We start from the raw sequence: 25,679 nt of genomic DNA, 5'->3' as shown, positions 1-25,679 counted from the left end.
TTGATCCCCTATCAGTTCTTTTGACGCTCTATAGAAATTACAGAATCAATGATCCCGTATTTTTGGGCTTCTTCTGGAGTCATGTAAAGATCCCTTTCGGTATCCTTTTGCACTTCTTCCACAGACTTGCCCGTGTGTTTAGCGTACAAACCGTTTAACACCTGCTTCAATTTCAGAACTTCCTTAGCTTGGATCGCAATATCAGAAGCCTGACCGGTAGCTCCTCCGGTTGGTTGGTGCATCATAATTCTGGAATGAGGAAGAGCAGATCTTTTGCCCTTTGCCCCGCCTGCCAGAAGTAGTGCTGCCATAGAAGAAGCCTGACCAATACAAAGTGTACGAACGTCGGCCTTAATATACTGCATAGTGTCGTAAATAGCAAGCCCGGAAGATACATATCCACCTGGGGAATTCAGGTATAAGTAGATGTCCCTGTCTGGATTTTCCGCGTCCAGGAACAATAGTTGCGCGATGATCACGTTTGCGTAATCGTCAGAAATTGCGTCACCTAGAAAGATAATTCTGTCCTTTAAGAGGCGGGAAAATACGTCATACCGCATTTCTCCGCGACCGGTTTGCTCTATAACTGTAGGAATTATTGCCATACTTCTCCAGTTTCCTTATTAGAAAGGAATTCCTTTAGCTGACGGATACTCATCTTCTCGTTGTATTTCTTTTCTACAAGCTGGAAGAGGGTATCGTCTATCTTTTTTGCTAAAAAATTGTCCCGGTAAGTTTCCAGAAGTTTACCTTTTTCCAATTCTTTTTTAAAATCGGCGTCAGGCATACCATATCTTGAGGCAAGGGTCGAGATTTCGCGGTCGAAATCCTCTTCCGTCAAAACAATATTTTCAGTAGAAGCCAGTTTCTGTCTGGAGAAATACCCTTTCAGTCTGTTTTCTGCGATGGTTTTGAAGGAATCTCTTACTTCTTCTAAAGGTTTCGCTACCATTTCTGCGTATTTTTCGATACTTGGGATCTGTTCTTTAGGAATTCTAGCCTGGCCTCTTCCTAAAACATCTTGCATCATATTTTGATACACATGCTCGGATTCTTCAGTAAGATAGGACTCAGGGAATATAAACTTGGAATCTGCTACCAGTTCCTTGTAAATTTCTTCCATCTTCTTATTTTTTACAGCTTCAGTATAATTCTTTTGTAGATCAGTTTTGACCTTATCTTTCAAAACTTGCAAAGAAGAAGAGCCATCATATTCGCTCGCAAGATCATCGTCCAATTCAGGAAGGACTTCTTTATAGATCGCCTTTAAGGTCATGGCGAATTCCATCTTCTTGCCAGCCAGATCTTCTCTTGGATAATCGTTAGGATATGTATAGGTGAAGTCTTTGGTCTCCCCTGTTTTGATACCGTAAAGGTTGTCGTCAAAACCAGGAAGATTATTAGCTTCTCCTAATTTATAATCACTTGAACCGTTCTTAGCGTTCTTAGGTTCCTGCCCGTCTTCCTTCACTTCGAATTCCATATCCACGATATCGCCGTTCTCGGCTCCTTCGCTTGGTTCTCTTAGAAGTTTTCTGGCAAGTTGTTTACGAACAAACTGAAGTTCTTCAGTGATATCCTCGTCGGTCACTTGTACTTCAGGAAGTTTGATCTTGATCTTTTTGTATTTCCCTAAGGAAACTTCTGGATCAGTATCATAGACCGCAGTTGCCACTAAACTTTTTTCCGGAACATAGTCCTCTACGGTAAATTTAGGGAAACGTACAATCTTGTGTTCCAGTTTCCCGGAAAGGTCACTTACAGTTTCTAATAATAGAAGATTGATTGCGTCGTTTGCTACCGAGTCTCCCAAATGGCGTTTTACCATTTCGATCGGTGCTTTTCCAGGGCGGAAGCCCGGGATCTTGAGATCCTTTTGTTTTTCTTTATAAGTCTTTTCGAACGCCTTTTCTAGATCGTTCTTATCAAAGGTTAACTTAAGGTCTACGGATGCGTTTTGATTTTTCTTAGTCTTGAATTCCATGGTCTCAGAAGACAGAAAGCGGAGGACGCCTTCTGTAAGCGGGAAACGGGATTCGAACCCGCGACCCCCTCCTTGGCAAGGAGGTGCTCTACCACTGAGCTATTCCCGCATGGTTGGTAGAACCATTTTTTCTCTCGGGGACCCCATGTAAATCGGTTTTTGATCAGAAACTTAGGACTTTGGAAGGTTTAAATCTTCGGGAGAATTCAGGTTGATAAAGGAGGATTTTTCCATTTCTGGAATATCCAAAAGATTAGGATTTCCGCTTTCGATCAGAGTTTTAGGAGAGACTGAATTTAAACTTCCTTTTTCGAATTCTTGGAATAAATACCGTACATACTCGGAAGAATAAAGACCGCATAACGGCTCGATCCCTTCTTCTGTTTGATAAAAAACTCCAGAGCCGATTATCTCTTTTTTGGAATATAGCCTAGCTAAAGTTTTGATCCGCATATACGGGATATCCACCGCAAGAACCAAAAAGTTTTTAATATTAGGATCGTTTTGAAAAAGAAGAAATGAACTAAAGATCCCTTGTAGTGGACCCGCTAAATTTGGAATGGAGTCTGAAACCAGAAACTCATTCGGCACATGTTTGGAGTATTCTTCTCTTTGTTCTTCTCGAATAGAAACTCTTACATTCTTGCATAAGAATTTTAGTTTTTTATAAGATTCTATAAGAAAAAATTTTTGGCTTTTTAAAGATAAGAAAGATTTATCCCTTCCCATTCTGGAACTTTTTCCGCCAGCAAGTATGATGCCTACTGAATCAATGGCTCTCATGAACACAGCCCTTCGACCACTCGGAAGAACCGTCAAAATAAAATTCTTTTTTCCAGATCGGTACCTCGTGTTTTACTCGGTCTATAATATAACGATTGGATTCGTAAGCTTCTGCCCTATGTATGGATCCTGTTTCCACGATCACCGCTATTTCAGAAATTTCTAATTTTCCAACTCTATGGATACAATTTGTATGAAGAAGATCCCATTTCTTTTTGGCATCCGCAAGAATGGAGCGGATCATTTCATCTGCCATTGGAGCATAAGCTTCGTATTCCAGATGAGTCACCTTCTTCCCTTCGTTTAGATTTCGGACAATCCCCGAAAATACTACAAGACCGCCCATTTCAGGAATATCAGGCAATTGAGAAGATACAAAAATAGGAGAAGAAGAAATATGTGAAGAAGTTTCTAATACTGACATATCAACCACCACTAGAAGGAGGAAGTACTGCGACGACTGAACCTTCTCTCAAAACAAAATCATCATTTACGATTGACTGGTTCACTGCGAATCTACTGACTTTTAAGATAGATGCTGAACCTGGATTTTTATGAGTAAGAATTTCACGAAGATCCAAAATAGAATCTCCTTCTGAGACTTCTATCTTTTTCAGATCTGGAAAATGATCTTTAATAGCGGCGAAAAATAAAAGTTGAATATCCATCTATCCGCCTATATATTTCATAGAAAGTTCACTTCCAGTAAACTCGTTTTTTTTGGTTTTCATAGCAAGATCTAAGGAATTCTGTAACTCCGATTCATCTTCCGAAACTGGGAAAGATCGGAAATCACTTAAGCATCCGTATATTTTTCCTAGATGGTCCATCCTAAGACGATTGCAACCATCACAGAAGGGTTCCGTATGATTTGCAATGATCCCGAATCTATAATTTTCTGAAGTGCGATAATATTTTGCAGTGGATTCAATCGGAGTGATCTCAGATTTAAAATCAAATTCAAGACTCAAATCTTCTTTTATCTTTGCAGCGGAGAAGAATAGCTCAGAATGTTTTGCTCTAAGAGGTCCCATCTTCATTAATTCCAAATAACGGATTGGAAGATTTCTTTCTCCCGCCCAGCGAAGGATGGGGCGGATCTGTTCTTCATTATAACCTTTTAATACAGTGCAGTTGAGTTTAACTTCTAATCCTTCCTGGATGGCTTCCTCTATCCTATTTAATAAACGAAATACTGGAAGATTTTTGCCGGAGATCAAAGAAAAGGATTCCTGGGAAAGTGAATCCAATGAGAAGTTCATTCTATCAAGACCTGCGAGTTTTAGATCTCGGATAAGACCATCTCTGAAAAACCCGTTGGAAGTAAGTGCAATATTTGGGATCTTCTCCTCTTTAGCGACTTGTACTAATTTAGGAAGATCCTTATGAAGAGTTGGCTCTCCACCTGTTAAATGAATTTCTTTAATAGAAATTTTACGGGAAAGAAGAAGTATATTTTTGCGAAGAAGTTCCGCGCTTAAGAAAGAACCATTTGTTCCTTCTCCATTTAACGCAGTACCAGGGGCACAGTAGACACAGCCGAATCCGCAAGAGGATGTAACACTCACTCTAAGCACTTCGAATTTTCGACCGTAAGCATCCACGATGTCCAAGCTTACCATACCCGGACACTTATGAAAGCCAATTAAAAAGTCTTGTCGCGCATGCAAAAATATAAGATGCTTTCTTTTGATGAGTCCGGAACAGAAAAAGTATTTTTCCAGACAAACTAAACTACCGTTTTTAGGAGAATCCGGCCAAAATGGACTTCTCCAAAAATCTGCATTGGTAATCGGCCTCGGAGGTTTAGGCTCCCCTGCTTCTCTACATTTAGCAACTTCAGGAGTGGGAAGGATTGGGCTTTGGGATTTTGATAGTGTAGAATTAAGTAACCTTCATAGGCAAACCGCTTTCACTCTTTCCGATATTGGCAGAAAAAAAACGGATACTACAAAGGAATATATACAAGCCAGGGTTCCAGGCATTCAATTAGAAACATTTACAGAAATTTTTTCAGAAAGAATAGATCCAAGTATATTCAAAAATTGGGATATAGTTTTAGATTGTACAGACCAGATCCAAGCAAAATATACAATCAATCGATTCTGCATCCAAAATTTTCGCCCACTTGTTACAGCTTCTGTTTTTAGGACAAGCGCACAAATCGCGATATTTTCTCCTCATGGAAAACCTTGTTATAAATGTTTGTATCCAAATTTAGAAGGATCAGAACTTCTTTCCTGTGAAGACGGAGGGGTTTTAGGAGTACAAACTGCAATCGCGGGTTTATACCAAGCATCATTTGCAATACAATATCTTCTCTTTCCAGAAAAATCCCCTACTCATTCTGCATTTCAGTTAGAATGGGAATCTCCTCTTCTTTATGAAACTTTTTTAGAAGCAGATCCGAATTGTACGGAATGTGGTTCAGGAAAAAGAGAAGAGGCGCTTAGAGATGAGATTGATCTAAAAGATTGGAAAGAATGGAAAAAGGATCCGAAATACATTCTATTAGATGTAAGAGAATCAGAAGAAAGAAAAGAAACTCCAATTGGTAATTCTATATTTTCTCCCCTTTCAGAACTTTCTGTAAATACTGCGCTCTCTTTATCGAAAGAAAAAATCTATATTACAATTTGTGAATCCGGGATCCGATCCAAAAAAGCAGCAAAAATCTTAAAAGAAGCAGGTCTTACTGCATATTCTTTACAAGGCGGAAGAAAAATTTTAGCTTTAGAAGAGATTATTTAAAGATAAGAATCAAATTCCATTCTTCTTGCAGTAAACTCTGCGATCTTTCTACCCACCAACTTCTCAACCAAATGTAAGGACATTAAAATTCCTCTGGAAACTCCTCCGGAAGTCAGAATATGTCCATGATCTATAAATTTTTCGTTAACTACATTTTTGATCTTAGGATAATTCTTACGTAAAGTTTCTTGGTCCATCCAATGAGTAGTGACTTCCATACCATCCAAGATTCCAGCTTCCGCGAGTAAGAACGCGCCAGTACAGATAGAAGCTAGAATTTTTACCTTAGGTTCCATTTCTTGGATCCAATTCAGAAGTTTCTTATTATGGATCTCTATCTCTTCTGCTCCGTATCCTCCCGGAATAATTAAAATATCAGGAATGCCTGCTTCTTCCAAGGTAAGATGAGGAAAAACTGGAAAACGGTTCCTTGCATGTAGTAGTTCCTTCTTTTCAGCAACTATAGAAACTTTGAATAATTTCTCCTTATTTTCATTCTCTGTGATTGAAAATACTTCGTAAGGACCGGAAAGATCCAAAACCTCCACTTCGTTAAATGCTAAGATATGAACTGAAATCTGCTCCATAATTCCTCTTTGTCACAATCTTAACTACAAACGAATTCGAAAATAATTTCCTAAAAAGTGCTTGCTTATTTCAAATATATAACCATATGGTTATATAAAATATGAATCATGCACTTAATCAGTCGGCTCGATTGGATGCAACATTTGCAGCCCTCTCAGACCCTACCAGAAGGGCAATCCTGGCACGTTTAGCGAATGGAGAGGTTTCCGTAATGGATCTGGCAAAACCATTTTCCATGAGCCAACCGGCAATTTCTAAACATCTAAAGGTTTTGGAAAGAGCAGGTTTGATCTCGAGGATCAAGGATGCCCAAAAAAGATTACGCAAATTAGAAGCCAAACCATTGGAAGAAGCTACTGAATGGCTGGAAAATTATAGAAAATTCTGGGAAGGAAGGTTCAATCAATTGGATTCACTTATTGAAGAATTAAAACTTTCTAAACAACCTTCCCTAAAACGTAAGAATAAAAAAGGAGAATAGAATGAGCAGCTTTGTTGGAACCTTAAAGGTAGAAGCTAAAGGAGACAGGGAAATCGTAATGACCCGTGAGTTTAATGCGGGGAAGGATCTGGTATTCGACTGTTTTACAAAACCTGAATTAATCAAACGATGGTTATACGGGCCAGATGGCTGGAGCCTAGATGTATGCACAGTAGATCTGAAAGTTGGCGGAAAATATAGATATGTTTGGAAATATTTAAAAGACGGCTCTACAATGGGGGCTGGAGGAACTTATAAAGAAATTTCAGGACCGGACAAATTAGTTCAGACTGAATCTTTTGACGAAGCTTGGTATCCAGGAGAAGCATTGCTCACTACTACATTTGTAGAAAAATCCGGAAAAACATATATTACGATCAATATTCTATACGAAACAAAAGAAGGAAGAGATACAGTAGTCAAATCCCCAATGGAAGGCGGAGCTTCTCAAAGTTACAATCGTCTGGAAATTTTACTCGATACTCTTACTGAAGAAGTAAAAGGAAAATAATAATCATGAATCCAAAAACAATTTCTATCCTCCAAAGTATAGGCGCAGTATTAACCGGAATTTTGATCAATGTGATACCTGCTACCGCGATTGATGCAGTATTACATGTTACCAATTGTTATCCGCCAATGGGAGAAAGAATGTCTGATGGTTTATTCCTTCTCGCAATCTCTTACCGGTTAGCTCTTGCGATCTTAGGAGGATTTTTCACAGCGAAACTTTCTCCACATAGTCCGATCAGTCACGTACTCGCATTAGGTATCATTGGTACTATTGCAAGCACAATGGGTCATATCAAAATGGGAGACCTAGGTCCTGCTTGGTATTCTATTGGACTGATCGTAATTTCTATCCCGCTTTCTTGGTTGGGTGGATTTATTTTCCTAAAACGTAAAGGATAAGAATATGCAAAAGGTAATCCCATTTTTAATGTTCGATCAAGGTTTGGAAGAAGCTCTCCAATTCTATTCTGGTATATTCAAAAATATGAAAATAGAAAATCTCACTAAATTAGGCGGAGGAATGGCTTCCGCCAAGTTTGAAATAGAAGGTCAAAAATTTTTGGCTTTTACTGGAGGACCTCATTTTAAATTTACTGAGGCATTTTCCATATATATCAGTGCGGAAACCCAAGCAGAAATAGATGATCTATATGAAAAACTTTCTGCAGGTGGGAGCAAACAACAATGTGGCTGGGTAAAAGATAAGTTTGGTCTATCTTGGCAGATCGTTCCTCCCATCTTGGAAAAATATCTATATGATAAAAACCAAGAGAAGGCCCAAAGAGTCACCCAAGCAATGTTACAAATGCACAAGATAGAAATATCTAAATTGCAAGAAGCTTACGATAAAAATTAAGTTTTAAATCCGCCTGGATCCCCGGGCGGATCTACTGAAAATTTAGGCAGATCTTTTACTTAAGGAAACCGGGATGCCGCTAAATGCCGCATTTCCGGAGAGTTCATCCAAGACCTGATCATCAGTTAGATCATTGATACTGGATCCTGCAAACTTAGAAGCAACTTGTAAAGAGACTCCTTCTTTTGCATGTCCGAATCCATGAGGAATACTCACCACTCCCCTCATCATCTCATCCGTAATTTCTGCAGGTAATCCAATCTTACCAACTCTGGATTCTACAAAAACTTCTTCTTCTTCTTTAATACCGAGTAAGTTTGCGTCTTCTGGATGGATCATGAGTGTACATCTATCCTTTCCAGTCATTAGTTTTGGAAGATTATGCATCCACGAATTATTATTTCTTAAATGTCTTCTTCCTATTAATAAGAAGGAACCGTTCTCTTGTTTATCTGAGAGAAGTTTTTGTCCGTATTTTGCCAATCGATCTAGATCTAAAACAACTTCTTTTGGTACAAGAGCAATCATCTTATCTTCCGTCCAAAGTCTGTCAGGAAAACAAGGTTTCAATGCTCCCAGATCTACTCCATGTGGACTGTTTTTCAGAAGTTCCAAACTCATTCCAAAGGAAGATCCTGATTTTTCTCCATAAGGTCCTGACTTCAAAGCATGATCTATGATCGCAGATGGAGTGATCTTAGTTTTGATCAGATCTTTAGGAAGAGGTTTTTCAGATTTTAGAAGTTCTATTCTTTTCGTAAGATCAGAGAAAATTTCCCAATCATGAAGCATTCCTTCTTCGGGTTCAAATGCAGGTTGGTTATACCTGACAGTATTTCTTACTGCAAAAACATTAAACACTAAATCGTAATGATCATGTTCCAAAGCTGAACTTGGTGGAAGAATATAATGTGCGTGTTTAGTAGTTTCATTCAAATAAAAGTCCACGCTGACCATAAATTCCAAACTAGAAACCGCCTTCTCCAATTGAGAACCGTTTGGAGTTGATAATAAGGGATTTCCCGCAGAAGTAACGAGTGCCTTAACTTGGCCCTGCCCAGGAGTTAAAATTTCCTCCGCAAGTGCTGCGACCGGTAATTCTTCATTAAATTCAGGTAAGTCTCTAACTCTTGAACCATATGTATGGAAACTTCCTGGAGAACTTTTCATCACTCCTTTAGGATCGATCATGTCTACTGCAGGAAGTGTGAACATCGCACCTCCCACCGAGTCCATATTTCCAGTGATACAGTTGATTGAATTGATAAGCCATTGACAAAGTGCACCAAATGCTTGTGTAGAAACTCCTACGCGACCATAACATACAGCACCATTCGCTTTAGAAAATTCCAGAGCAATTCTCTCTACCGTGTCTCCAGAAATTCCTGTCAGTTTCTGTGTTTCATTTGCAGGATACTGTGCAGCGATAGATTTAAGTTTTAGTAAATCTTCTTCTTTGATTAAAGAATTCTTTTTAGTTAAATTTTTCTTAAATAATACATCTATAATGGAGAGTAAGAAAAATGCATCTGTTCCTGGTAGAATGAAATGATGCTCGTCGGCATGAACTGCAGTTTCAGTTTTCCGAGGATCGATTACTACGTATTTCCCTCCTCTTTCCTGGATCTCTTTTAATCTTTTTTTTACATCGGGAACAGTCATTAAACTTCCGTTAGATGCAAATGGGTTTCCGCCCAAGATCAAAAAGAAATTGGTTCTATCTATATCAGGAATTGGTACAAGTAATTGATGACCGAACATCCAATAAGAAAGTAATTGGTGAGGAAGTTGGTCTACAGAAGTTGCAGAATAATTATTTTTAGTTCTTAAGCGCCCTATGAATCTTTGGCCGAATAACATGGAACCGTAATTATGAACGCTTGGGTTTCCGCTATAGACTGCGATGGAATCATTTCCGTATTTATTCTGGATCTCTACAAGTTTTGTAGCGATATCACTGAGAGCTGTGACCCAGTCTATCTTCTCCCATCCGTTCTCTGTACGTTTTAAAGGAAATTTAAGCCTGTCTGGATCTTCGTATAAATTTTTAAGTTCAGGGCCTTTGGCACATAGATGGCCTCTACTGAACTTATCCTCTTTATCTCCTCTGACTGCGACTACTACATCGTCCTCAATCTCTAGCCTGAGTCCGCACATAGCTTCGCATAAAGTACATGATCTATAATGTTGGCGTACCATTTCCTGCCCCTGTCCCAGGAAGGAGTTATCTCCTATCCGAAATCAGAAAGCAAGCATTTACGATATTAGAAGCAGTTTATATGATTGGAAGGTCCAACTATTTCAATAGTTTGTTCAAATAGGGAACCATATGTTTAGAGAGTATTTTATGGCCTTCTGCAGTGGGATGGATCCCATCGTCTTGGTTTAACCTTCTGTCTCCAGCGACTCCTTCTAGTAGGAATGGCATAAACTCAGTTTTTTCTTTTTTGGCAACTCTTGGAAATAGAGCCGCAAATTCTTTCGCGTATTGGGGCCCCATATTAGGAAGTGTCCTCATCCCAATTAATAGAATTTTAATAGAAGGATATTTGACTCTGGCTTCTCGAATGATCCTTGTTAGATTTTCTTCTGTCATCTTTGTAGGAAGTCCTCTCAAAGAATCGTTTGCTCCTAACTCTAAAACGAATACATCATACTTTGTATTCAAAACCCAATCGAGTCTAGCAAGTCCGCCTGAAGTGGTATCCCCACTCACGCCAGCATTTACATATCCCAAATCTGGATATTTTTTTTGGAGTTCTAAAAACGACAGATGAGCAAAAGATTCTTCTGGTCCATTCAAGCCATAACCAGCAGTTAAACTGTCTCCGAAAAATAGGATCTTTTTGCCGCTTGATTTTGTTTCCATTTTGGGAGAGACCTTTGGTTCTTCTTCGGAGCCTTCTTTATTGCAAGAAGTTACGAAAGAAAAGAGTACTAAAATACTAAAAAATCCATAATATGATAAACGGCTCATTTTTTCTCCTATCTACAATCCGACCCTTCTCTTACAAGCAAGGTCCCAAAAACTGGGGCTTAAGTTCTGCTTTACGAATACGCAACCGATTGGGATCTAGTAAGTATGTTCAAACGGTTACTAGTCGCAGGCATTACCGCCGCTTTCTTACTCTTCTTATACTTTTGGTTGGGCCAATTCAGAAGTGAACTCCAAGCCCAGGAAATCCAAGAAGGAATGCTTCGTCAAGCTGAGGAGATTACTTCTAAACTAAAGGCCGAAGAATTAGTAGGACAGGTCATCCATGTTGCAATCCCTGGAACCGTTTTAGATCCGATCGCTAAAAAAGAAATCGAGACCATCAAACCTGGTGGAGTGATCTTATTCGGAAGAAACTTGGGCTCTAAGTCAGAGATCAAATCTTTGAACAAGGATCTTCAAACAAGTGCATTAGAAAATACTGGATTACCGTTACTCATCTCTGTAGACCAAGAAGGTGGAAGAGTGATCCGAGTAAAAGACGGAGTGACTCAATTTCCTGGAGCAATGGCTCTCGGCCAAACCAAGGATAAGGACATGGCTAAAAAAGTCGGCTTTGTTACTTCTTACCAATTGAGAAAACTTGGACTTAATTTTTTATTCGCTCCTGATATGGATATTAATAATAATCCATTCAATCCTGTTATTAATACAAGATCGTTAGGAAGTAATTTAGAAACTGTATTAAACGCAGGAGTTTCTTATGAAGAAGGAGCAAGACTTGGCGGTTCTATTCCTGTAATTAAACATTTCCCAGGACATGGGGACACCAATGTGGACAGTCATTTAGGACTTCCTAAAATAGAAAAAACATTGGAAGAATTAAAAAGTTTCGAACTGATACCATTCCAGACTGCAATCCAAAATGGTGCGGATGCGATCATGAGCGCACATATCGTGTATCCAAAAATTGATCCGAACTTCCCCGCTACTCTCTCTTCTAAAATTTTAGGAGATTTACTTCGCAAAGAATTCCAATACCAAGGACTCATCATCACTGATGCAATGGAAATGGACGCGATAGACGAACATTACCAAAAAGAAGATCCAGGTGTTCTTGCTTTAATTGCTGGCGCAGACATTATCCTTATGACTAGCTGGGGTCCAACCACTCAATCCATGAGAGACCAGATTTTAAAGGCCTATAATAAAGGAACCTTAGTAAGAGAAGGAAAAGATCTTCTTAAAGAAGCAGTCAAAAGACAAATTTATTATAAATTAAAATATGGGATCATAACAGAGTTTGCAGAAGGTCCGAAAAACGGCAGAGCAAATTCACTTTTCCCGAAAGAACTACCTGAAGTATTAAAAAATCATTTTGCAGAACAAGATAAGAATAGAGAAAATTTATTCTCTCAATATTACCAAGATACTCTAAATAGAGATGTAAGCAGAAAGGCGATTGTTTCCTTTCCTAAAACATTTCTTCCAGAAAGTGTATCCATTGAAAACACTACGTTTTATTTAAAAGGAGAAGATTTTCTCTCCGATCTAAGATCTCGTACTATTTCAAATTCGGATCTTGCTACTTTACGTAAAAAATTAGAAAAGAAAGAAGTAAAACGTGCGGTTCTAAATTCATTCACACAAACTGAATTAGATTTAGCTCTTTCTCTGGCTCAAAAATTCCCAGAAGCAGAGATTGTTTGTCTACATTATGGAACTCCATTCTTGGATTTGCCGGATGCACCAAATCTAAAAATATTATTCTCCTTCTCTCCTACTCCAGAATCCAAAAAAGCATTATTATATTCAGTGTTAGACAGAAAAAATGAGATCCCTCTCGTAGATCTAATCTTAAAACCGAATCCTAAAAAATCTTCTGCGTTTACAGAAACGGAAGAAAACACAGTAAGTAAGAATATAAAATAATTTGGAAACAAGACTCCCGGTCATACAAAAAACAAACAGACCGGGAATCTATGTACATTATCCATTTTGCGTTCACAAATGTAGTTATTGCGATTTTTATTCAGAAGGTATCGGACTCGAACCTTCTCCCTTAGAAGAAAATCTATTCACTAAATATAAAGAAGAAGTCTTATTAAGGCTTAAAAATTTCCCCAATTACCGTGATCTTGTTTTTGATAGTTTGTTTTTTGGAGGAGGAACTCCTTCTAAAGCATCTTACACAAGATACGCAGATTTTATAAAATTTTTGAAAGATAATCTAAATCTTTCTCCAGATTCGGAGATCACATTAGAGTGTAATCCTGAAGATGTAACTCAAGAATATCTGCAAGGATTATATGAAGCAGGGATCAATAGAGTTCATGTTGGAATTCAATCCTTCCTCCCTAAAAACCTGAAATTTTTAGACAGATATTTTGATCCAGAAACCTATACTAGAACCTTAGAAGCATTACAAACTTCTAAAATAAAAAACTATGGTGCGGATCTAATGTTCGGAGTTCCCGGACAGACTGAAAAAGAATTTTACGAAGATGCAAATTCTGTTTTGGCCTCCGGAGTTTCTCATATCAGTATTTACGCTCTCACAGTTGAAAAAGGAACAGAATATAGCAGAAAAGTTTCTGCAGGAACAGTAGCCCCACCTTCCGAGGAAGTTCAGGAAAAAATTTTAGAAGATCTACCTGAGTTTCTAAAATCCAAGGGTTTTATTCAGTACGAAGTTTCTAATTATTCCAAGCCTGGGCTTTATTCTCGCCATAATATGAAATATTGGACCTACGAATATTATTTAGGGATCGGACCTGGTGCTCATGGATTTTTACCTTCAGGTAGATATTCTAATCCCAGAAACACTTCTGCCTATATTGGTGGCACAGGAAAAAATCCAACGTCATACGAGACTTCAGATCCATTTGATGAAATCTTAATTTCTCTTTTTAGAATATTTCTTCCGATAGATCTTAAAGATTTTTTGGATTATTTCCCTGATAAAAAGGAAACCATTCTCTCTAAATTAAAACAAAAAGCTTCCGAAGGAAAATGCACCTTGGATGGTACAATTTTTCAATGGAATCCCAAATCAGTTTTATTTTTGGATTCAGAAATTTTAGATCTGGCTGACTCTGAAACTTAGTCCACTTTAAACTTTTCTATCAATTTAGAAAGTTGTTCCGCAAGCATCTGGGTCTCACCTGAGAATGTGGTAAGATCATCTGCACCACCCGCGATCTCTTGGGTTCCTTCTGAAATGCTGATAATTGTTTTAGTGATCTCATTCGTAGCGTTTTTCTGTTCAATGACTGCTTCTTCTATCTGCATACTGAAAGAAGTTAAAGTATTGGAACTAGTTTGGATCTTACCAGTATTTGTTTCCTGCTCTTTTACAGAAACTAATACCTTATTCGCAGAGATCTCAAACTCATTTACACTTTGTTTCAGTTTTTTTAATATTTGAGAAGCTTCTTCTACTTTTGAGTTACCGTTCATCACTGCATCATTTGTGGATTCTACTAATTCACCAATTTCTTGGACTGAACTAGATGTTTGAGAGGCAAGTTTACCTATCTCTTCTGCGACTACAGCAAATCCTTTTCCTGCTTCTCCAGCTCGGGCTGCTTCAATCGCTGCATTTAACGCAAGAAGGTTTGTTTTTTCTGAGATCTCAGTGATAATAGATAAGATTTCCGTAATTCTAGAAGCGCTCTCTCCTATCTCACCCATCGCATTTGTGGAAGCAAACATTGCGTTCTCACCTGTCACAGCCTGCCTTTTAGATTCTACCGCAAGATTGACGAGGCCTTGCATCTCTTGGTTGATACTTACGATCTGTTCTTTCAAGCGCATGGAGTTACCATCTATTTCTTTGGTATTCTCGACTGCCTTTTCCATGGACTTACCAACGTTTTGGGCAGAAGCAGCAAGTTCCTCTACGGCCGCAGAAGACTCTTCAGCAGCCGAAGCCTGAGTTTGTGCGATGTCTGCAAAGTTTCTAGAAGAAATTGCCATCTCTTCCGACTTAGAACCCAATTTTTCAGAAGAAGATCTCATCTCCTTGACCACGTTCAGGAGATTCTCCCTCATCTGATCCATAGAGATAAATAATGTTCCAATCTCATCTTTTACAGGATAATCATTCTTAACCGTGAGATTTCCTTTTGCGATCTCATCTGAAAAACCGATCGCCTTCAATAGGCCGGAACTTACCAGTCGGTCGAATATTAAATTTAAAGAAAGTAATACTACAACTAAGATCAGGAATGAAGAAAGAACCGCTTTTAAAATAATCTGCCCAATACTTTCATAATATACTGAATTTGGAATACTCACCATCAAAGTCCAAAACTTAGGATCTTTACCTATATGGAATGGGAAATAATAAGCAGTGTTCCCACCTGACTCGTATACGAATCTTTTGCCTTCTTTTACATTTTCCAAATATTGTTTTAATTCATCCTCATCTGCGATCTTTTTGCCGAGTAATTCAGGATTTTCTCCATTGATCGCATACAAACCCATAGGAGAGATAAGAGCAATATGCCCCTTGTTCCTAAAAGGTTTTTTATTTCCGATTCTCTCTTGTAAGTTTTTCAGGTCTATGTCCATACCTGCTGCACCATAGAAATGGCCAGGCACACTGATCGGAACCACAAGAGAGATCATCAAAATACTTTTACCACTCACCGTATAATGGTAAGGACCAACCACTGTTGGTTTATCAGTCTTCTTGGTTACTTGATAAAAGTCCCCAGTCCCATCTGTATTATTATAATCTCTTAAAGCTTCTAGATCTACGACGTCCTTCGCGCGAGCCCGATTTAAATAAGGAATAAAACGACCAGATTCGTCATGCCCAGGTCTATTTCTATATAAAACATCCTTACCATCGTATGCATTTGGTTCATAACAAAGCCACATACCAAAATAGTCTTGGTTACGTTTCATAATTTCCTGCAAGGTCTGGATCACCTGCTCTCTTCCCGGAGAAGCATAGATCAAAGGAAAACGAAATCCACGGATCAAACCCATGAGAGTATTTAACTCTTCCATAATTTCGTAGGTCCATCTTTCCGCGGTGACATCAGAACTTTGTTCCACTTCCTCTCTTAGGTTCTGGTAAGAAGAATAGGAATTATAAGCCGCAAGCAGGGAGAATGCGGTGAACAGAACGATGGAAATATATAAAGAAATTCGGAGCCGAATACTCATAAGTGCTCCATTCTGAAATTGGAAAGAAATTTTGGAACGCTTTTTTACAAATTAAAACGGCTCATTCAGAAAGCCGCGATCTTAAATCGCGACTTTCTCATAGTGAGACATATCTAGCAAGATTAGCTAACTTTGAATTTTCCGATCAAATTGGACAGTTGCTCAGATTGACCATGCATATCTCCGGAGAATGTAGTAAGATCATCCGCTCCAGTGGCAATCTCCTGAGTCCCCTCAGAGATATTTACGATGGTTTTAGTAATCTCCTCTGTTGCTCTTCTTTGTTCGGTAACTGCCTCTTCTATCTGTAAACTGAAGGTCATCAAAGAATTAGCACTTTCTGCGATCTCTTTCGTATTGGATTCCTGGGTTTTGACAGAACTCAAAACTGCTTTTGCGGATTTATCGAATTCATCCACCCTTTCTTTGATCCTTTGTAGTATCTGAGACGCTTCGTCCATTTTTTTGTTTCCGTCTAAAACGGCGGTATTGGTAGAATTTACGAGTCCACCAATCTCCTGGACGGAGCTTGAAGTTTGGGAGGCAAGTTTTCCGATCTCTTCTGCGACGACTGCAAATCCTTTTCCTGCTTCTCCGGCTCTTGCCGCTTCAATCGCTGCATTTAATGCGAGAAGATTTGTTTTTTCAGAAATTTCAGTGATCAAAGAGAGTATCTCGTTAATCCGAGACGCACTATCACCAATCGCTCCCATGGCACGGTTAGAAGTGCTCATGGCAGATTCTCCAGTAACGGCCTCGTCTTTGGAAGAAGCGGCCAGACTTACAAGACTCTGCATCTCCGCATTGATACTTGCAATCTGCTCTTTTAATAAGATTACGTTACCGTCAATCTCTCTCATACTAGAGACTGCCCTTTGCATTGACTTACCCACATTTTGGGCAGAAGCGGCCAATTCTTCCACTGCGGCTGAACATTCCTCTGCAGCCGATGCTTGTGTTTGCGCAACGTCTGAGAAGTTCCGAGAAGAAACAGCCATCTTCTCCGCTGTTCCGGCTAACTTATTGGTAGAAGATCCAATCTCTTTTACCACGCCGAATAGATGTTCTCTCATCGTATTCATCGCCGATAATAATGCGCCTATCTCGTCCTTACGATGATAGTCAGAAGAAGCTAGTAAATTCCCTTTTGCGATCTCTTCTGAAAATCCAATCGCCTTTAATAATCCAGCGGAGATCAATTTTTGGAATATAAAATGAAGGACTACAACTATCATACTCACAATGAGTAAAGAAGAAACAGCATTTTGTAGAAGTACAGTAAGTAGTTCCTTCGCAAAAATAGAATTCGGAATGCTAATTTGCATCACCCATTGTTTCTGTCCCTTACCAATCTTGAACGGAAAGAAATGATGAGTATTACCATCAGACTCATACGTAAAACGTTCATGCTCTTCCGATTTAGTTTGGACTAGCTTTAATTCTTCTGCGTCAGGGATAACTTTACCTACTAAACTAGGATCACCACCATTCGCAGCATAAATTCCTTTAGGTGAAATAAGAGCAAGATATCCTAAACCACGAAATGGTTTTATACTTCCCATAGTTTCTTGTAGTTGAGCAGTAGTGATGTCTAGTCCAAGTACTCCCCAAAATTTCCCTGCATTACTTACAGGAACACAAAGAGAGATCATCTGTACTTGTTTTCCACCGGCGGTATAAGTGTATGGATCCGTCACATAAGGTTCCATTGTCTTTTTAGGGATCTGATAAAAGTCTCCACTTCCGTCAGTTGTATCATAATTGATAGAAGGTTCTATTACTGCGTCCGTAACTGATTTTACGGAATGAACGTAAGTGATAAACCTTCCCGTAGAATCATGGCCTTTTTTATTTTTGTATTGGGCATCCAAAGTATCGAAACCATTAGGCTCGTAAACTACCCACATTCCAAACCACTTCGGATTTCGATGTAGGATCTCCAACATAGTATTTATAACTTCTTCTCTTTTAGGATTGGAGAAGATAAGAAGCATTCTGAAACCTCTGGCCATTCCCATCGCGGAATCCAGATAATCTTTCACTTCAAAAGTATATCTTTCCGCACTTAATGCAGAACCGGACTCGATTTCGGAATGCAAACTACGATAAGAGATCACCGAATTGATCGCAGTAAGAACTGCAAAACCTAAAAATAAAACTAAGGAGAGATATAATGAAATTCGGGCCCTGATACTCATAGGAGGGAATTAGAATGTGGAAACTGTAAATTAGGAACAAAAAAATTTATTCCTGATACGAAATTGTAAAAAAGAAAAAGGAGATTTCTAACAATCTCTCGAAATAAACTTTCCAGTAGAAATTGTTAGTAAAGAAATTTCTGGGCGAGATTTCTATTCGTAATCTAATTGTAATAATTTTGTAACAATAGATTCCATTATAAGAATTTGCTATTTCTACACAGAATCAGTTAGATCTGTATTTTAAAGCAATCTGGCCAGTACGGGCGATTTCTTGTATCCCGTACTTCTGCATCATTTCCATAAAATGTTCCACCTGTCTAGTATTTCCGGAAAATTCTATGGTCATTGTGGTCTTAGTCAGGTCCGCAATCTTTGCCTGGAAAACTTCGCAGATAGAAATGATCTCGGTGCGATTTGAATCTTCTACCTTAACTACAACAAGTACAAGCTCTCTGCTAATGCAGTCATGATATGCAAGATCCTCTACTTCGATCACATCAGGCAATTTCAGAAGTTGGCGTTTTACCTGCTCTACTACTGAATCGTCTCCTTTGACAACGATTACCATATTCGAGATTTCAGGATCCTGGGTCATACCTACGGCGATGGAATCTATATTATAACTTCTTCTGGTAAATAGACCGGACACATGGCTCATCACACCCGGATGATTGTTTACCAAAATTTTCAGTATATGTTTCATTTTTTACCGGCCCGAACTGTGTCGGAAAATTCGATCATGTCTTTTTGGGATTTGCCCGCAGGGATCATAGGGAATACTTTTTCTTCCGCAGGGATCATTACTTCTAGGATCCTTGCATCATCATCTTCTAAGAAAAATTCCAAAGCCTTGTCAATCTCAGACTTATTAGAAATTCTTAATCCTTTTATGGAATAAGCCTCTCCTAATTTTACGAAATCAGGATTATAATTCCATTCAGATTCGGAGAATCTTTCCTCATAGAATAGTTCCTGCCATTGGCGGACCATTCCTAGAAAATTATTATTAAAGATAAGGATCTTAACTCCTTTCTTATACATCGCGATGGTTGCTAATTCCTGGATATTCATCTGGATGGAGCCGTCTCCGGAAACACAGATCACTGTTTTATTAGGATTTCCGAATTTAGCTCCGATGGCAGCTGGAAGACCATAACCCATGGTTCCTAGTCCTCCAGAAGTAAGCCAACGATTTGCTTCTTCAAAAAGATAGTACTGAGCGGCCCACATTTGGTGTTGTCCCACATCCGTGGAAACAATCGCCTTTCCCTTACTCTTTTCGTATAATTTCTGTAAGAACCCTTGCGGTTTGATTGTATCAGTAGTATCATCAAACTCTAGTGGATGGTTTTTCTTTAATGTATCTAAGAACCCGACCCATTCTGGACGATCTACCTTATTCACTTTTGGAATAAGAGCCTTTAGGACTTCTTTTAGATCCCCATGTAGAAGATAATCTACGGAAACCCTTTTATTAAATTCTGCAGTGTCTATATCGATATGAGCGCGTATAGCATTCTCTGCAAATTCTCCAGGCTTAGCAACTCGGTCATCGAACCTAGCTCCCAAGTTTAGAATATAATCACATTCTAATACAGCTTTGTTTGCATAAGCTGTTCCGTGCATCCCGAGCATCCCTACGGAAAGTTGATGAGTTCCAGGAAATGCTCCGATCCCCATAAGAGTTGTGGTAACAGGGATATTTCCCTTCTCCGCAAGCTCCCTGATCTCCTTGGAAGCATTTGCATTGATCGCTCCTCCTCCTACATAAAGAAGAGGACGTTTTGCTTTATTCAACGCTGCCGCGAAAGAATCCAGATCTCCACCGATCGGAGGCTTTTGATAATGTCTAGAATCTATTTTAAGTTTATCTACTTTACGAACTGAAGTAAGTTCAGTCTGAACATCTTTAGGAAAATCCAAAAGAACTGGTCCAGGTCTTCCGCCTAAAGCGACTAAGGTCGCCTCTTGGAAATGTCTAGCGATATCATCTGCAGACTTGATAAGTGCGTTGTACTTTGTGATCGGGATAGTGATCCCATAAATATCAGCTTCTTGGAAAGCATCTGTTCCAATCGCGTTGGTCGCTACCTGTCCGGTGATCGCTAAGATCGGAACCGAGTCTAGTTTTGCATCCGTAAGTCCAGTCACAAGGTTGGTAGCCCCCGGACCGGAAGTGGCAATACATACCCCAAGCTTTCCTGTTGAACGAGCATACCCTTCTGCCATATGGATTGCACCTTGTTCATGGCGGACTAGGATATGTTTGATTTTAGTACTTTTATATAATTCGTCGTAAAATGGCAGAATTGCTCCGCCAGGATATCCGAAGACGATATCCACTCCGTATTCTTCCAGGAGTTCGACCATCAAACGGGCACCGGAGATTTTTGCTTCGGTTTTCGGCATCTTTCCCTCGTTAGAATCCATTCCATGTGAAGTAAGGGCCCTGTCAAGAAGGAAGAATGGACTATAACTTTCGTATTATTTTATGCACTGCAAACCCAGATTTCTCTCTTTTTTTCTAATTTCAAATTTTCTTTACGGATTTAGTACCAAGGAAAACCTTTACTCATCCGTCAAAGTAATATTAAATAAAAAATTGAATGAAGGATCTCCCAGATCTTCTTTCTAAATTTAAAAAGGAACTTCGGTCCTATGAACGAGCCTATTGAAAAACCCCAAGCAGGAAAGGAAGAAGAAGATTCACATTTTGCTCAGATCAAAAGTTTAGCAAAAGAAGCCTACCGTTTTCTGGATAGCAGACAATGGGACAAGGCCGAATCTAAATTGAAGGAACTTCTGGCTAAAGAACCTAGTAATACCTATGGTTTAGTCGGAATGGGAGACCTTCATTTTAAACGAAAGGAATTCAGACAAGCTCTGGATTTTTATAACAGATGTATCAAAGAAGATTCATCCAATAAGTTCTCTTTAATGGGACTTATGAACTGCTATAGAGAGATGAACCTACTCAATCGGGTCATCGAAGTAGCAGAAGAATACAGGCATATTACTATCACAGACGCATCCATCTTAAGTAGAGTTGCGGACGCTCATAGAAAACTCAAAAACTTCAAAGAATCAGAAGTATATTATATGCAGGCTTTGCAGATCAATCCTAAGGATCAGTATGTGATCGTAGGTTTGGGGCATTTATTCTTTGCCTGCCAAAGATACAAAGACGCAATCAGCTGGTGGGAAAAACTTTTAGTGATCCAACCGGATAATATTAAGATCCTAACTGAGATTGGTAATAGCTACCGTAAGATCAAAGACTTTGATGAAGCGATCCGTTATTATCGCAGAGCTGCTGATCTAGATCCTAGGAATTTCTTCGCACTGTATGGTTTGGCAGAATCATATCGTGGTAAAAAAGATTTCCGCAAAGCAAATGAATTCTGGGAAAGAATTTTGGAATTCGATCCTGACAATAAACTTATCATCAATAGATATGCAGATAGTTTAAGAGGTATGGGAGAATTCGACAAAGCATTAGAATGTTTTAATAGAATTCTTTCAGAAGGTGAGGACTATTTTGCGCTTCTTGGAAAAGCTTCTTCATTGAAGATGAAAGGTGCAAGAGACAAGGCAGAGGAAATTTATGTGGATCTTCACAAAAAGTTCCCGATGGATCCTCGCCCTGTGGTAGAACTTTCAGAACTCTATTCCGATATGGGAAAAAGGGACGATGCTCTCAAGTTATTAAACGACTTCCACAAAAAGCAGCCTTTAAACGAGGAAGTAAAACAAAAGCTGGATTCTTTCTCGGAATAATTCAGTCTTTTATTTCTATCCGATTTTTCTCCCTCTCTATAAATTCAGGGAGGGGGAAGTTCCTCCACTCCATTCTTCAAATATTTCGCTTCTGCATCCCAAACGCCATTCTTTCTAACGAGCTCTAAATGATGGTGCCATATATTTCCTTCTTTATCTGAAAAGATACGAGGTACTCTTGCTGGATTTAGATACAGTGTACCTTCTTCTTTTCTTTTCCAGATCCTAGTCTTTACTCTTAATTTTCTAGAAGAATGGTGCATATGCCCTGCGATCACTACCTTTGGCTTTTTGCCTTGGTTCGAGATCGTTCTGATAAAATCGCCTAGGTCCTTGTCTCCAAAATCTCCTTCTTCTTTTTTGAAATCGCAGCCCCAAATATCATGAGCTTTGTCTCCAAGACCTGAAGGACCATTATGAGCCAGAATGATCAGATCTTGTTTTTGAAAGTCAAAATCCTGGACTAGTTCATGGAGTTTTTTCTCTGATTCTTCATAAGAAGAGATCCCAAACACAGACTTAATGAATAACTGAAAATTGAATCTGGCTCCCATAGAAAGAGGTCTAGCTCCTAAAATGGAAAGACCATCTCCTGCCCCTGAAAGATTGTACTGGCAAATCTGAGTATCACCCAGGTCCTTAAGCAGCTTTTTATATCTAAGTAAATGAAATATATGACTTAAGTAACCTATGTTAGGTGATGCATTCGTAATCTCCATTAGTAATTGAGGGATAGATGTAGTATCATGATTTCCTAAAATGATATACTTTGGTTTCCGAACTTTAGAGATCAACCGAGCGATCTTATTCGTATTCCCTGGTCTATTGTTCCCAAGATCTCCAGTGAATATCACAGAATCATAATTGCTTTTGGAAAAGTATTCTGTGTCGACCCAAGTCCAGAATCCATGTATATCGCCCACTACAGCGATCCGTTTATCAGAAGAATCAAATATCAATTTTGTTTTCCTAAATTTTAGGTTTCGTTCCTTCGCTCTTTTAAAACAAACTTTTTTAGATCATACTAGGTCGAAAAAAAAATCAACCAGGATCGTGCATGAAAAACATAAACAAAGAAATTTCCGTCTTCTCCGCAAGGTTCCTATTCTTAACAGAAGGTTTAGGTTATCTGATTGGAACTCCATTTGCGATCGTATTTCTGATCCATTTTATGGACCTGGACCTAAAAGGAGCAGACTCTCTTTGGTTTGTCATGGGAGTGATCTTTGTCCTGGGACTCATCACTAGTTCACTTTCTTCTTTTTATAAATTAAAACCATTACGAAAATATTCCAAACAATTTGCAGAAGGCGCAGTAACTAGAGAAACAGTCATGGGCGCTCAAAAAGCGGTATTCCGTCTTCCTGTTATACATGCTCTAGATATACTTGTACGAATCTGGATAGGAGGCGGGATCTTTGTAGTTTCACTCGGGATCTTTCTGCCTATCAGCAAAACGGATTATTCTATTCTTTTAGGACTGATCGTATTTGGAGGACTTGCGAGTGCTGTTTATTTTTATCTGATCACAGATTGGCTAAAGGATAATCTAACTAGAACGGATCTATTCGGCTCTATTTCCTTAGAATCCTTGGTGAAACTCAATCTGACTAGAACCTTGGCATTAATCTTCTTTTCTATTGTTCTAGTTCTGGCTATCGGCGTATCTTTAGTAGTTTATAAACTCAATTATGAATCTTTAAAAAACGCTTATACCAACCAAATGTTGAATGTGGCCCAAACCTTGGACCTTCTTACACAAGGAATTTATGAGGACACAGAAGAAGAAGCTGAACTCATTATTCGCAACAAAACCCTAGGATTTCTAGTTTCTCAGAAAAAATGGAAAGAGGCTGAGAACTTCTTAAATAATTTTTTGGGATCCAGCCAAAGATTCGAAGGAATAGCAGTCTGGAAAGAAGCGGGAGATTGGTTCTCTCATTCTGTTGGAACCGGAAGTTTAGCAAGTAGCGCAATAGTCCCCTTAACTTCCGCATTCCAACTTCCCGGAGCGGATGAAATTCGAAATACAAATAAGGAAAAGGCATTCTTTTTTAGCGAACCTTCTAATTCTACCCAAAATGCTTCTCCAGTCATTTTGTATATTAGAGAATTTGAATTGAATGACGGCTCTAAAGCATTTCTGGTATTCTCTGTTCGAATAGGTGACCTTACAAATAATATCGTTCAATCCATCAAGATAGGAAAAACAGGTTATCCTGGAATTCTCACTCCTAAGATGACCTTCTTAAATCATATTAGCGAAAATATGAGATTGAAAAAAATGGAAGATCTTCCTTTTGCTGAATCATTTGTAGGCGCTCAAGATGGAGTTCCTATCAAGTATGTAATGGACGGCGCTTACAAATCTATGGTAGTCCACACAAATAAAAAGTATGGATTTAGATCTTTCGTAACAATTGTAAATGAAGAAGTATCTAAAGAAGCGATTTCCACTATCTTCTATATGTTAGCGATCTCGTTTAGTGGATTGTTTGTGATTGGGTTTATCATTTATTTCATTCTATCCAAAAGTTTAAAACCATTAAGAGATAGCCAAAACCTGATCGAAAAAATGTCAGAAGGAGATCTGACACATAAGCTCACAGTTCTTTCCAGAGATGAGATCGGAGAAATGGCAATCAGTATCAATGAGTTCAGTCGTAAGGTGAAAGCAGTACTGTATAAAATTTTCGATGCTTCTCATAGCCTCGCAAATTCTTCCGAAGAAATGTCAGGCACCTTAAAAACGATCTCTGATAATGCACAAAACCAAGCGGCTGCCTCCGAGGAAATTTCAGCTTCTATTGAGGAGATTTCCGCAGGGATGGATGCGATTTCTTATAGAACAAAAGAACAGGTTAGTCTTTTAAACTCTTTGGATTCTGAGATGGTAGAATTTTCTTCTTCTATCCAAGCCACTTCTGAAAATCTGGAAAACACTCTAACCCATGTGAAAGAGATTACTGATGATGCAAGAAGAGGCGGAAAATCTTTGGAATTAACTGACCAAAGTATCCGTAAAATTTCCCAAAGTTCAGACCAGATCACAGGTGTGATCGAAATTATCACAACAATCTCTGAGCAAATCCATCTTCTCGCATTGAATGCAGCTATCGAAGCTGCAAGAGCCGGTGCCGCAGGAAAAGGATTTGCGGTAGTCGCAGACGAAATTTCCAAACTCGCGGATAAAACTTCGACCAGCATGAAGGAAATAGAAAATATCATCCAAGCAAACGAAACCGAGATTGGGATCGGAGTCAGCAATATCCAAGACACTGTAAATGTGATTGGTGGGATTATCCAGAGAATAGAAACAATCTATGTCCGGATGAATGAGGTATCTTCCGTAATGGGAGAACAACTGGTCCGAAATAAGGTAGTAAACAAAAAAGGCCAGGAAGTGAAAGAAAGATCAGAAGGTATCCAAACTGCCATCCAGGAGCAAAAACTGGCTATCGAAGAAATTTCGAAAACAATTTCGAGCATCAACGACCTGACCCAATCTAACGCGTCCTCCACAGAAGAATTGAGTTCCGGTTCGGTGGGTCTCGCCCATTTATCCGAGGATCTGAAAAACCAAGCCGAGTATTTTCATTTTTGAAAATGCTCGGGTCCGGAATTTCAAGAGA

The 25,679-nt window shown here is 38.9% G+C and carries 23 protein-coding genes and 1 tRNA gene; 9 read left to right on the top strand and 15 right to left on the bottom strand.

Annotation, left to right across the window (positions count from 1 at the left end; translation table 11 throughout):
- Window positions 1–11: 11 nt before the first annotated feature.
- The 7 genes from clpP to EHQ52_RS14660 form a co-directional block, all read right to left on the bottom strand.
- The gene (gene clpP, locus EHQ52_RS14690; RefSeq protein ID WP_008592146.1) at window positions 12–605 is read right to left on the bottom strand and encodes an ATP-dependent Clp endopeptidase proteolytic subunit ClpP; all 594 of its coding nucleotides are present in this window, start codon (window positions 603–605) and stop codon (window positions 12–14) included.
- Window positions 596–1,984, bottom strand: coding sequence for a trigger factor (gene tig / locus EHQ52_RS14685; protein WP_135615938.1), 1,389 nt, complete (start codon window positions 1,982–1,984; stop codon window positions 596–598). Before tig ends, clpP begins: the two co-directional genes overlap by 10 nt.
- 37 nt (window positions 1,985–2,021) lie before the next feature.
- Window positions 2,022–2,093: transfer RNA gene (locus EHQ52_RS14680), tRNA-Gly, on the bottom strand.
- Between the two features lie 62 nt (window positions 2,094–2,155).
- Window positions 2,156–2,767, bottom strand: a complete 612-nt coding sequence (locus tag EHQ52_RS14675; RefSeq protein WP_135615937.1) for a molybdenum cofactor guanylyltransferase — start codon at window positions 2,765–2,767, stop codon at window positions 2,156–2,158.
- The gene (locus EHQ52_RS14670; protein ID WP_135615936.1) at window positions 2,754–3,191 is read right to left on the bottom strand and encodes a molybdenum cofactor biosynthesis protein MoaE; all 438 of its coding nucleotides are present in this window, start codon (window positions 3,189–3,191) and stop codon (window positions 2,754–2,756) included. Before EHQ52_RS14670 ends, EHQ52_RS14675 begins: the two co-directional genes overlap by 14 nt.
- Before the next feature lies 1 nt (window position 3,192).
- Window positions 3,193–3,435, bottom strand: coding sequence for a MoaD/ThiS family protein (locus EHQ52_RS14665; protein WP_135615935.1), 243 nt, complete (start codon window positions 3,433–3,435; stop codon window positions 3,193–3,195).
- Window positions 3,436–4,380 (bottom strand): radical SAM protein, encoded by a 945-nt coding sequence (locus EHQ52_RS14660; protein WP_135616047.1) that lies wholly within the window; start codon window positions 4,378–4,380, stop codon window positions 3,436–3,438.
- A 79-nt stretch (window positions 4,381–4,459) separates the two neighbouring features.
- Between EHQ52_RS14660 and EHQ52_RS14655 the strand changes: the two genes are divergently transcribed.
- Complete coding sequence (locus tag EHQ52_RS14655) at window positions 4,460–5,518, top strand: HesA/MoeB/ThiF family protein (RefSeq protein WP_135615934.1); 1,059 nt, start codon at window positions 4,460–4,462, stop codon at window positions 5,516–5,518.
- Here EHQ52_RS14655 and EHQ52_RS14650 read toward each other — a convergent pair.
- The gene (locus tag EHQ52_RS14650; protein ID WP_135615933.1) at window positions 5,515–6,105 is read right to left on the bottom strand and encodes a DJ-1/PfpI family protein; all 591 of its coding nucleotides are present in this window, start codon (window positions 6,103–6,105) and stop codon (window positions 5,515–5,517) included. The two genes, EHQ52_RS14655 and EHQ52_RS14650, sit on opposite strands and share 4 nt — an antisense overlap.
- Window positions 6,106–6,206: 101 nt before the next feature.
- On the opposite strand from EHQ52_RS14650, the gene EHQ52_RS14645 reads away from it, so the two are divergent.
- From EHQ52_RS14645 to EHQ52_RS14630, 4 genes are read left to right on the top strand one after another with little or no spacing between them, the layout of a single operon-like run.
- A complete protein-coding gene (locus EHQ52_RS14645) occupies window positions 6,207–6,587 on the top strand; it encodes an ArsR/SmtB family transcription factor (RefSeq protein ID WP_135615932.1) in 381 nt (126 codons plus the stop codon).
- 1 nt (window position 6,588) lies between these two features.
- Window positions 6,589–7,098, top strand: a complete 510-nt coding sequence (locus EHQ52_RS14640; protein WP_135615931.1) for an SRPBCC family protein — start codon at window positions 6,589–6,591, stop codon at window positions 7,096–7,098.
- A 5-nt stretch (window positions 7,099–7,103) separates the two neighbouring features.
- Complete coding sequence (locus tag EHQ52_RS14635; RefSeq protein ID WP_135615930.1) at window positions 7,104–7,499, top strand: hypothetical protein; 396 nt, start codon at window positions 7,104–7,106, stop codon at window positions 7,497–7,499.
- Window positions 7,500–7,503: 4 nt separating this feature from the next.
- On the top strand, window positions 7,504–7,956 hold the full coding sequence (locus EHQ52_RS14630; protein WP_135615929.1) for a VOC family protein: 453 nt from the start codon (window positions 7,504–7,506) through the stop codon (window positions 7,954–7,956).
- Between the two features lie 42 nt (window positions 7,957–7,998).
- On the opposite strand, the gene EHQ52_RS14625 is transcribed toward EHQ52_RS14630, so the two are convergent.
- Together EHQ52_RS14625 and EHQ52_RS14620 are read right to left on the bottom strand one after the other, a co-directional pair.
- Window positions 7,999–10,113, bottom strand: coding sequence for a molybdopterin-dependent oxidoreductase (locus EHQ52_RS14625; protein WP_425269399.1), 2,115 nt, complete (start codon window positions 10,111–10,113; stop codon window positions 7,999–8,001).
- A 139-nt stretch (window positions 10,114–10,252) separates the two neighbouring features.
- Entirely contained in the window at window positions 10,253–10,933 is a 681-nt protein-coding gene (locus tag EHQ52_RS14620) for an arylesterase (protein ID WP_135615927.1), read from the bottom strand.
- A gap of 105 nt (window positions 10,934–11,038) precedes the next feature.
- On the opposite strand from EHQ52_RS14620, the gene EHQ52_RS14615 reads away from it, so the two are divergent.
- Window positions 11,039–12,823, top strand: a complete 1,785-nt coding sequence (locus EHQ52_RS14615; RefSeq protein ID WP_135615926.1) for a glycoside hydrolase family 3 protein — start codon at window positions 11,039–11,041, stop codon at window positions 12,821–12,823.
- A 1-nt stretch (window position 12,824) separates the two neighbouring features.
- Window positions 12,825–13,997, top strand: coding sequence for a radical SAM family heme chaperone HemW (gene hemW / locus EHQ52_RS14610; RefSeq protein ID WP_135615925.1), 1,173 nt, complete (start codon window positions 12,825–12,827; stop codon window positions 13,995–13,997).
- On the opposite strand, the gene EHQ52_RS14605 is transcribed toward hemW, so the two are convergent.
- From EHQ52_RS14605 to ilvB, 4 genes are all read right to left on the bottom strand, one after another.
- Window positions 13,994–16,069 carry a methyl-accepting chemotaxis protein gene (locus tag EHQ52_RS14605; RefSeq protein ID WP_135615924.1) on the bottom strand — a complete coding sequence of 692 codons (2,076 nt, stop codon included), beginning with the start codon at window positions 16,067–16,069 and terminating at the stop codon, window positions 13,994–13,996. The two genes, hemW and EHQ52_RS14605, sit on opposite strands and share 4 nt — an antisense overlap.
- Window positions 16,070–16,191: 122 nt before the next feature.
- Window positions 16,192–18,267 (bottom strand): methyl-accepting chemotaxis protein, encoded by a 2,076-nt coding sequence (locus EHQ52_RS14600; protein WP_135615923.1) that lies wholly within the window; start codon window positions 18,265–18,267, stop codon window positions 16,192–16,194.
- A 226-nt stretch (window positions 18,268–18,493) separates the two neighbouring features.
- Window positions 18,494–18,973, bottom strand: a complete 480-nt coding sequence (gene ilvN / locus EHQ52_RS14595; RefSeq protein ID WP_135615922.1) for an acetolactate synthase small subunit — start codon at window positions 18,971–18,973, stop codon at window positions 18,494–18,496.
- A complete protein-coding gene (gene ilvB, locus EHQ52_RS14590) occupies window positions 18,970–20,679 on the bottom strand; it encodes a biosynthetic-type acetolactate synthase large subunit (RefSeq protein WP_208653512.1) in 1,710 nt (569 codons plus the stop codon). The genes ilvN and ilvB overlap by 4 nt, the downstream gene beginning before the upstream one ends.
- 249 nt (window positions 20,680–20,928) lie before the next feature.
- Between ilvB and EHQ52_RS14585 the strand changes: the two genes are divergently transcribed.
- Window positions 20,929–22,047, top strand: a complete 1,119-nt coding sequence (locus tag EHQ52_RS14585) for a tetratricopeptide repeat protein (protein WP_135615920.1) — start codon at window positions 20,929–20,931, stop codon at window positions 22,045–22,047.
- Window positions 22,048–22,091: 44 nt separating this feature from the next.
- Here EHQ52_RS14585 and EHQ52_RS14580 read toward each other — a convergent pair whose 3' ends face one another.
- Complete coding sequence (locus EHQ52_RS14580; protein ID WP_244244903.1) at window positions 22,092–23,006, bottom strand: metallophosphoesterase; 915 nt, start codon at window positions 23,004–23,006, stop codon at window positions 22,092–22,094.
- Window positions 23,007–23,104: 98 nt separating this feature from the next.
- On the opposite strand from EHQ52_RS14580, the gene EHQ52_RS14575 reads away from it, so the two are divergent.
- Entirely contained in the window at window positions 23,105–25,651 is a 2,547-nt protein-coding gene (locus tag EHQ52_RS14575; RefSeq protein ID WP_135615919.1) for a methyl-accepting chemotaxis protein, read from the top strand.
- Window positions 25,652–25,679 lie beyond the last annotated feature (28 nt).

It is taken from the genome of Leptospira koniambonensis, assembly GCF_004769555.1.
GTDB lineage: Bacteria > Spirochaetota > Leptospiria > Leptospirales > Leptospiraceae > Leptospira_B > Leptospira_B koniambonensis.
Note: the sequence above shows the minus strand (reverse complement) of the source record. Positions and strands in the feature narration are given on the sequence as shown.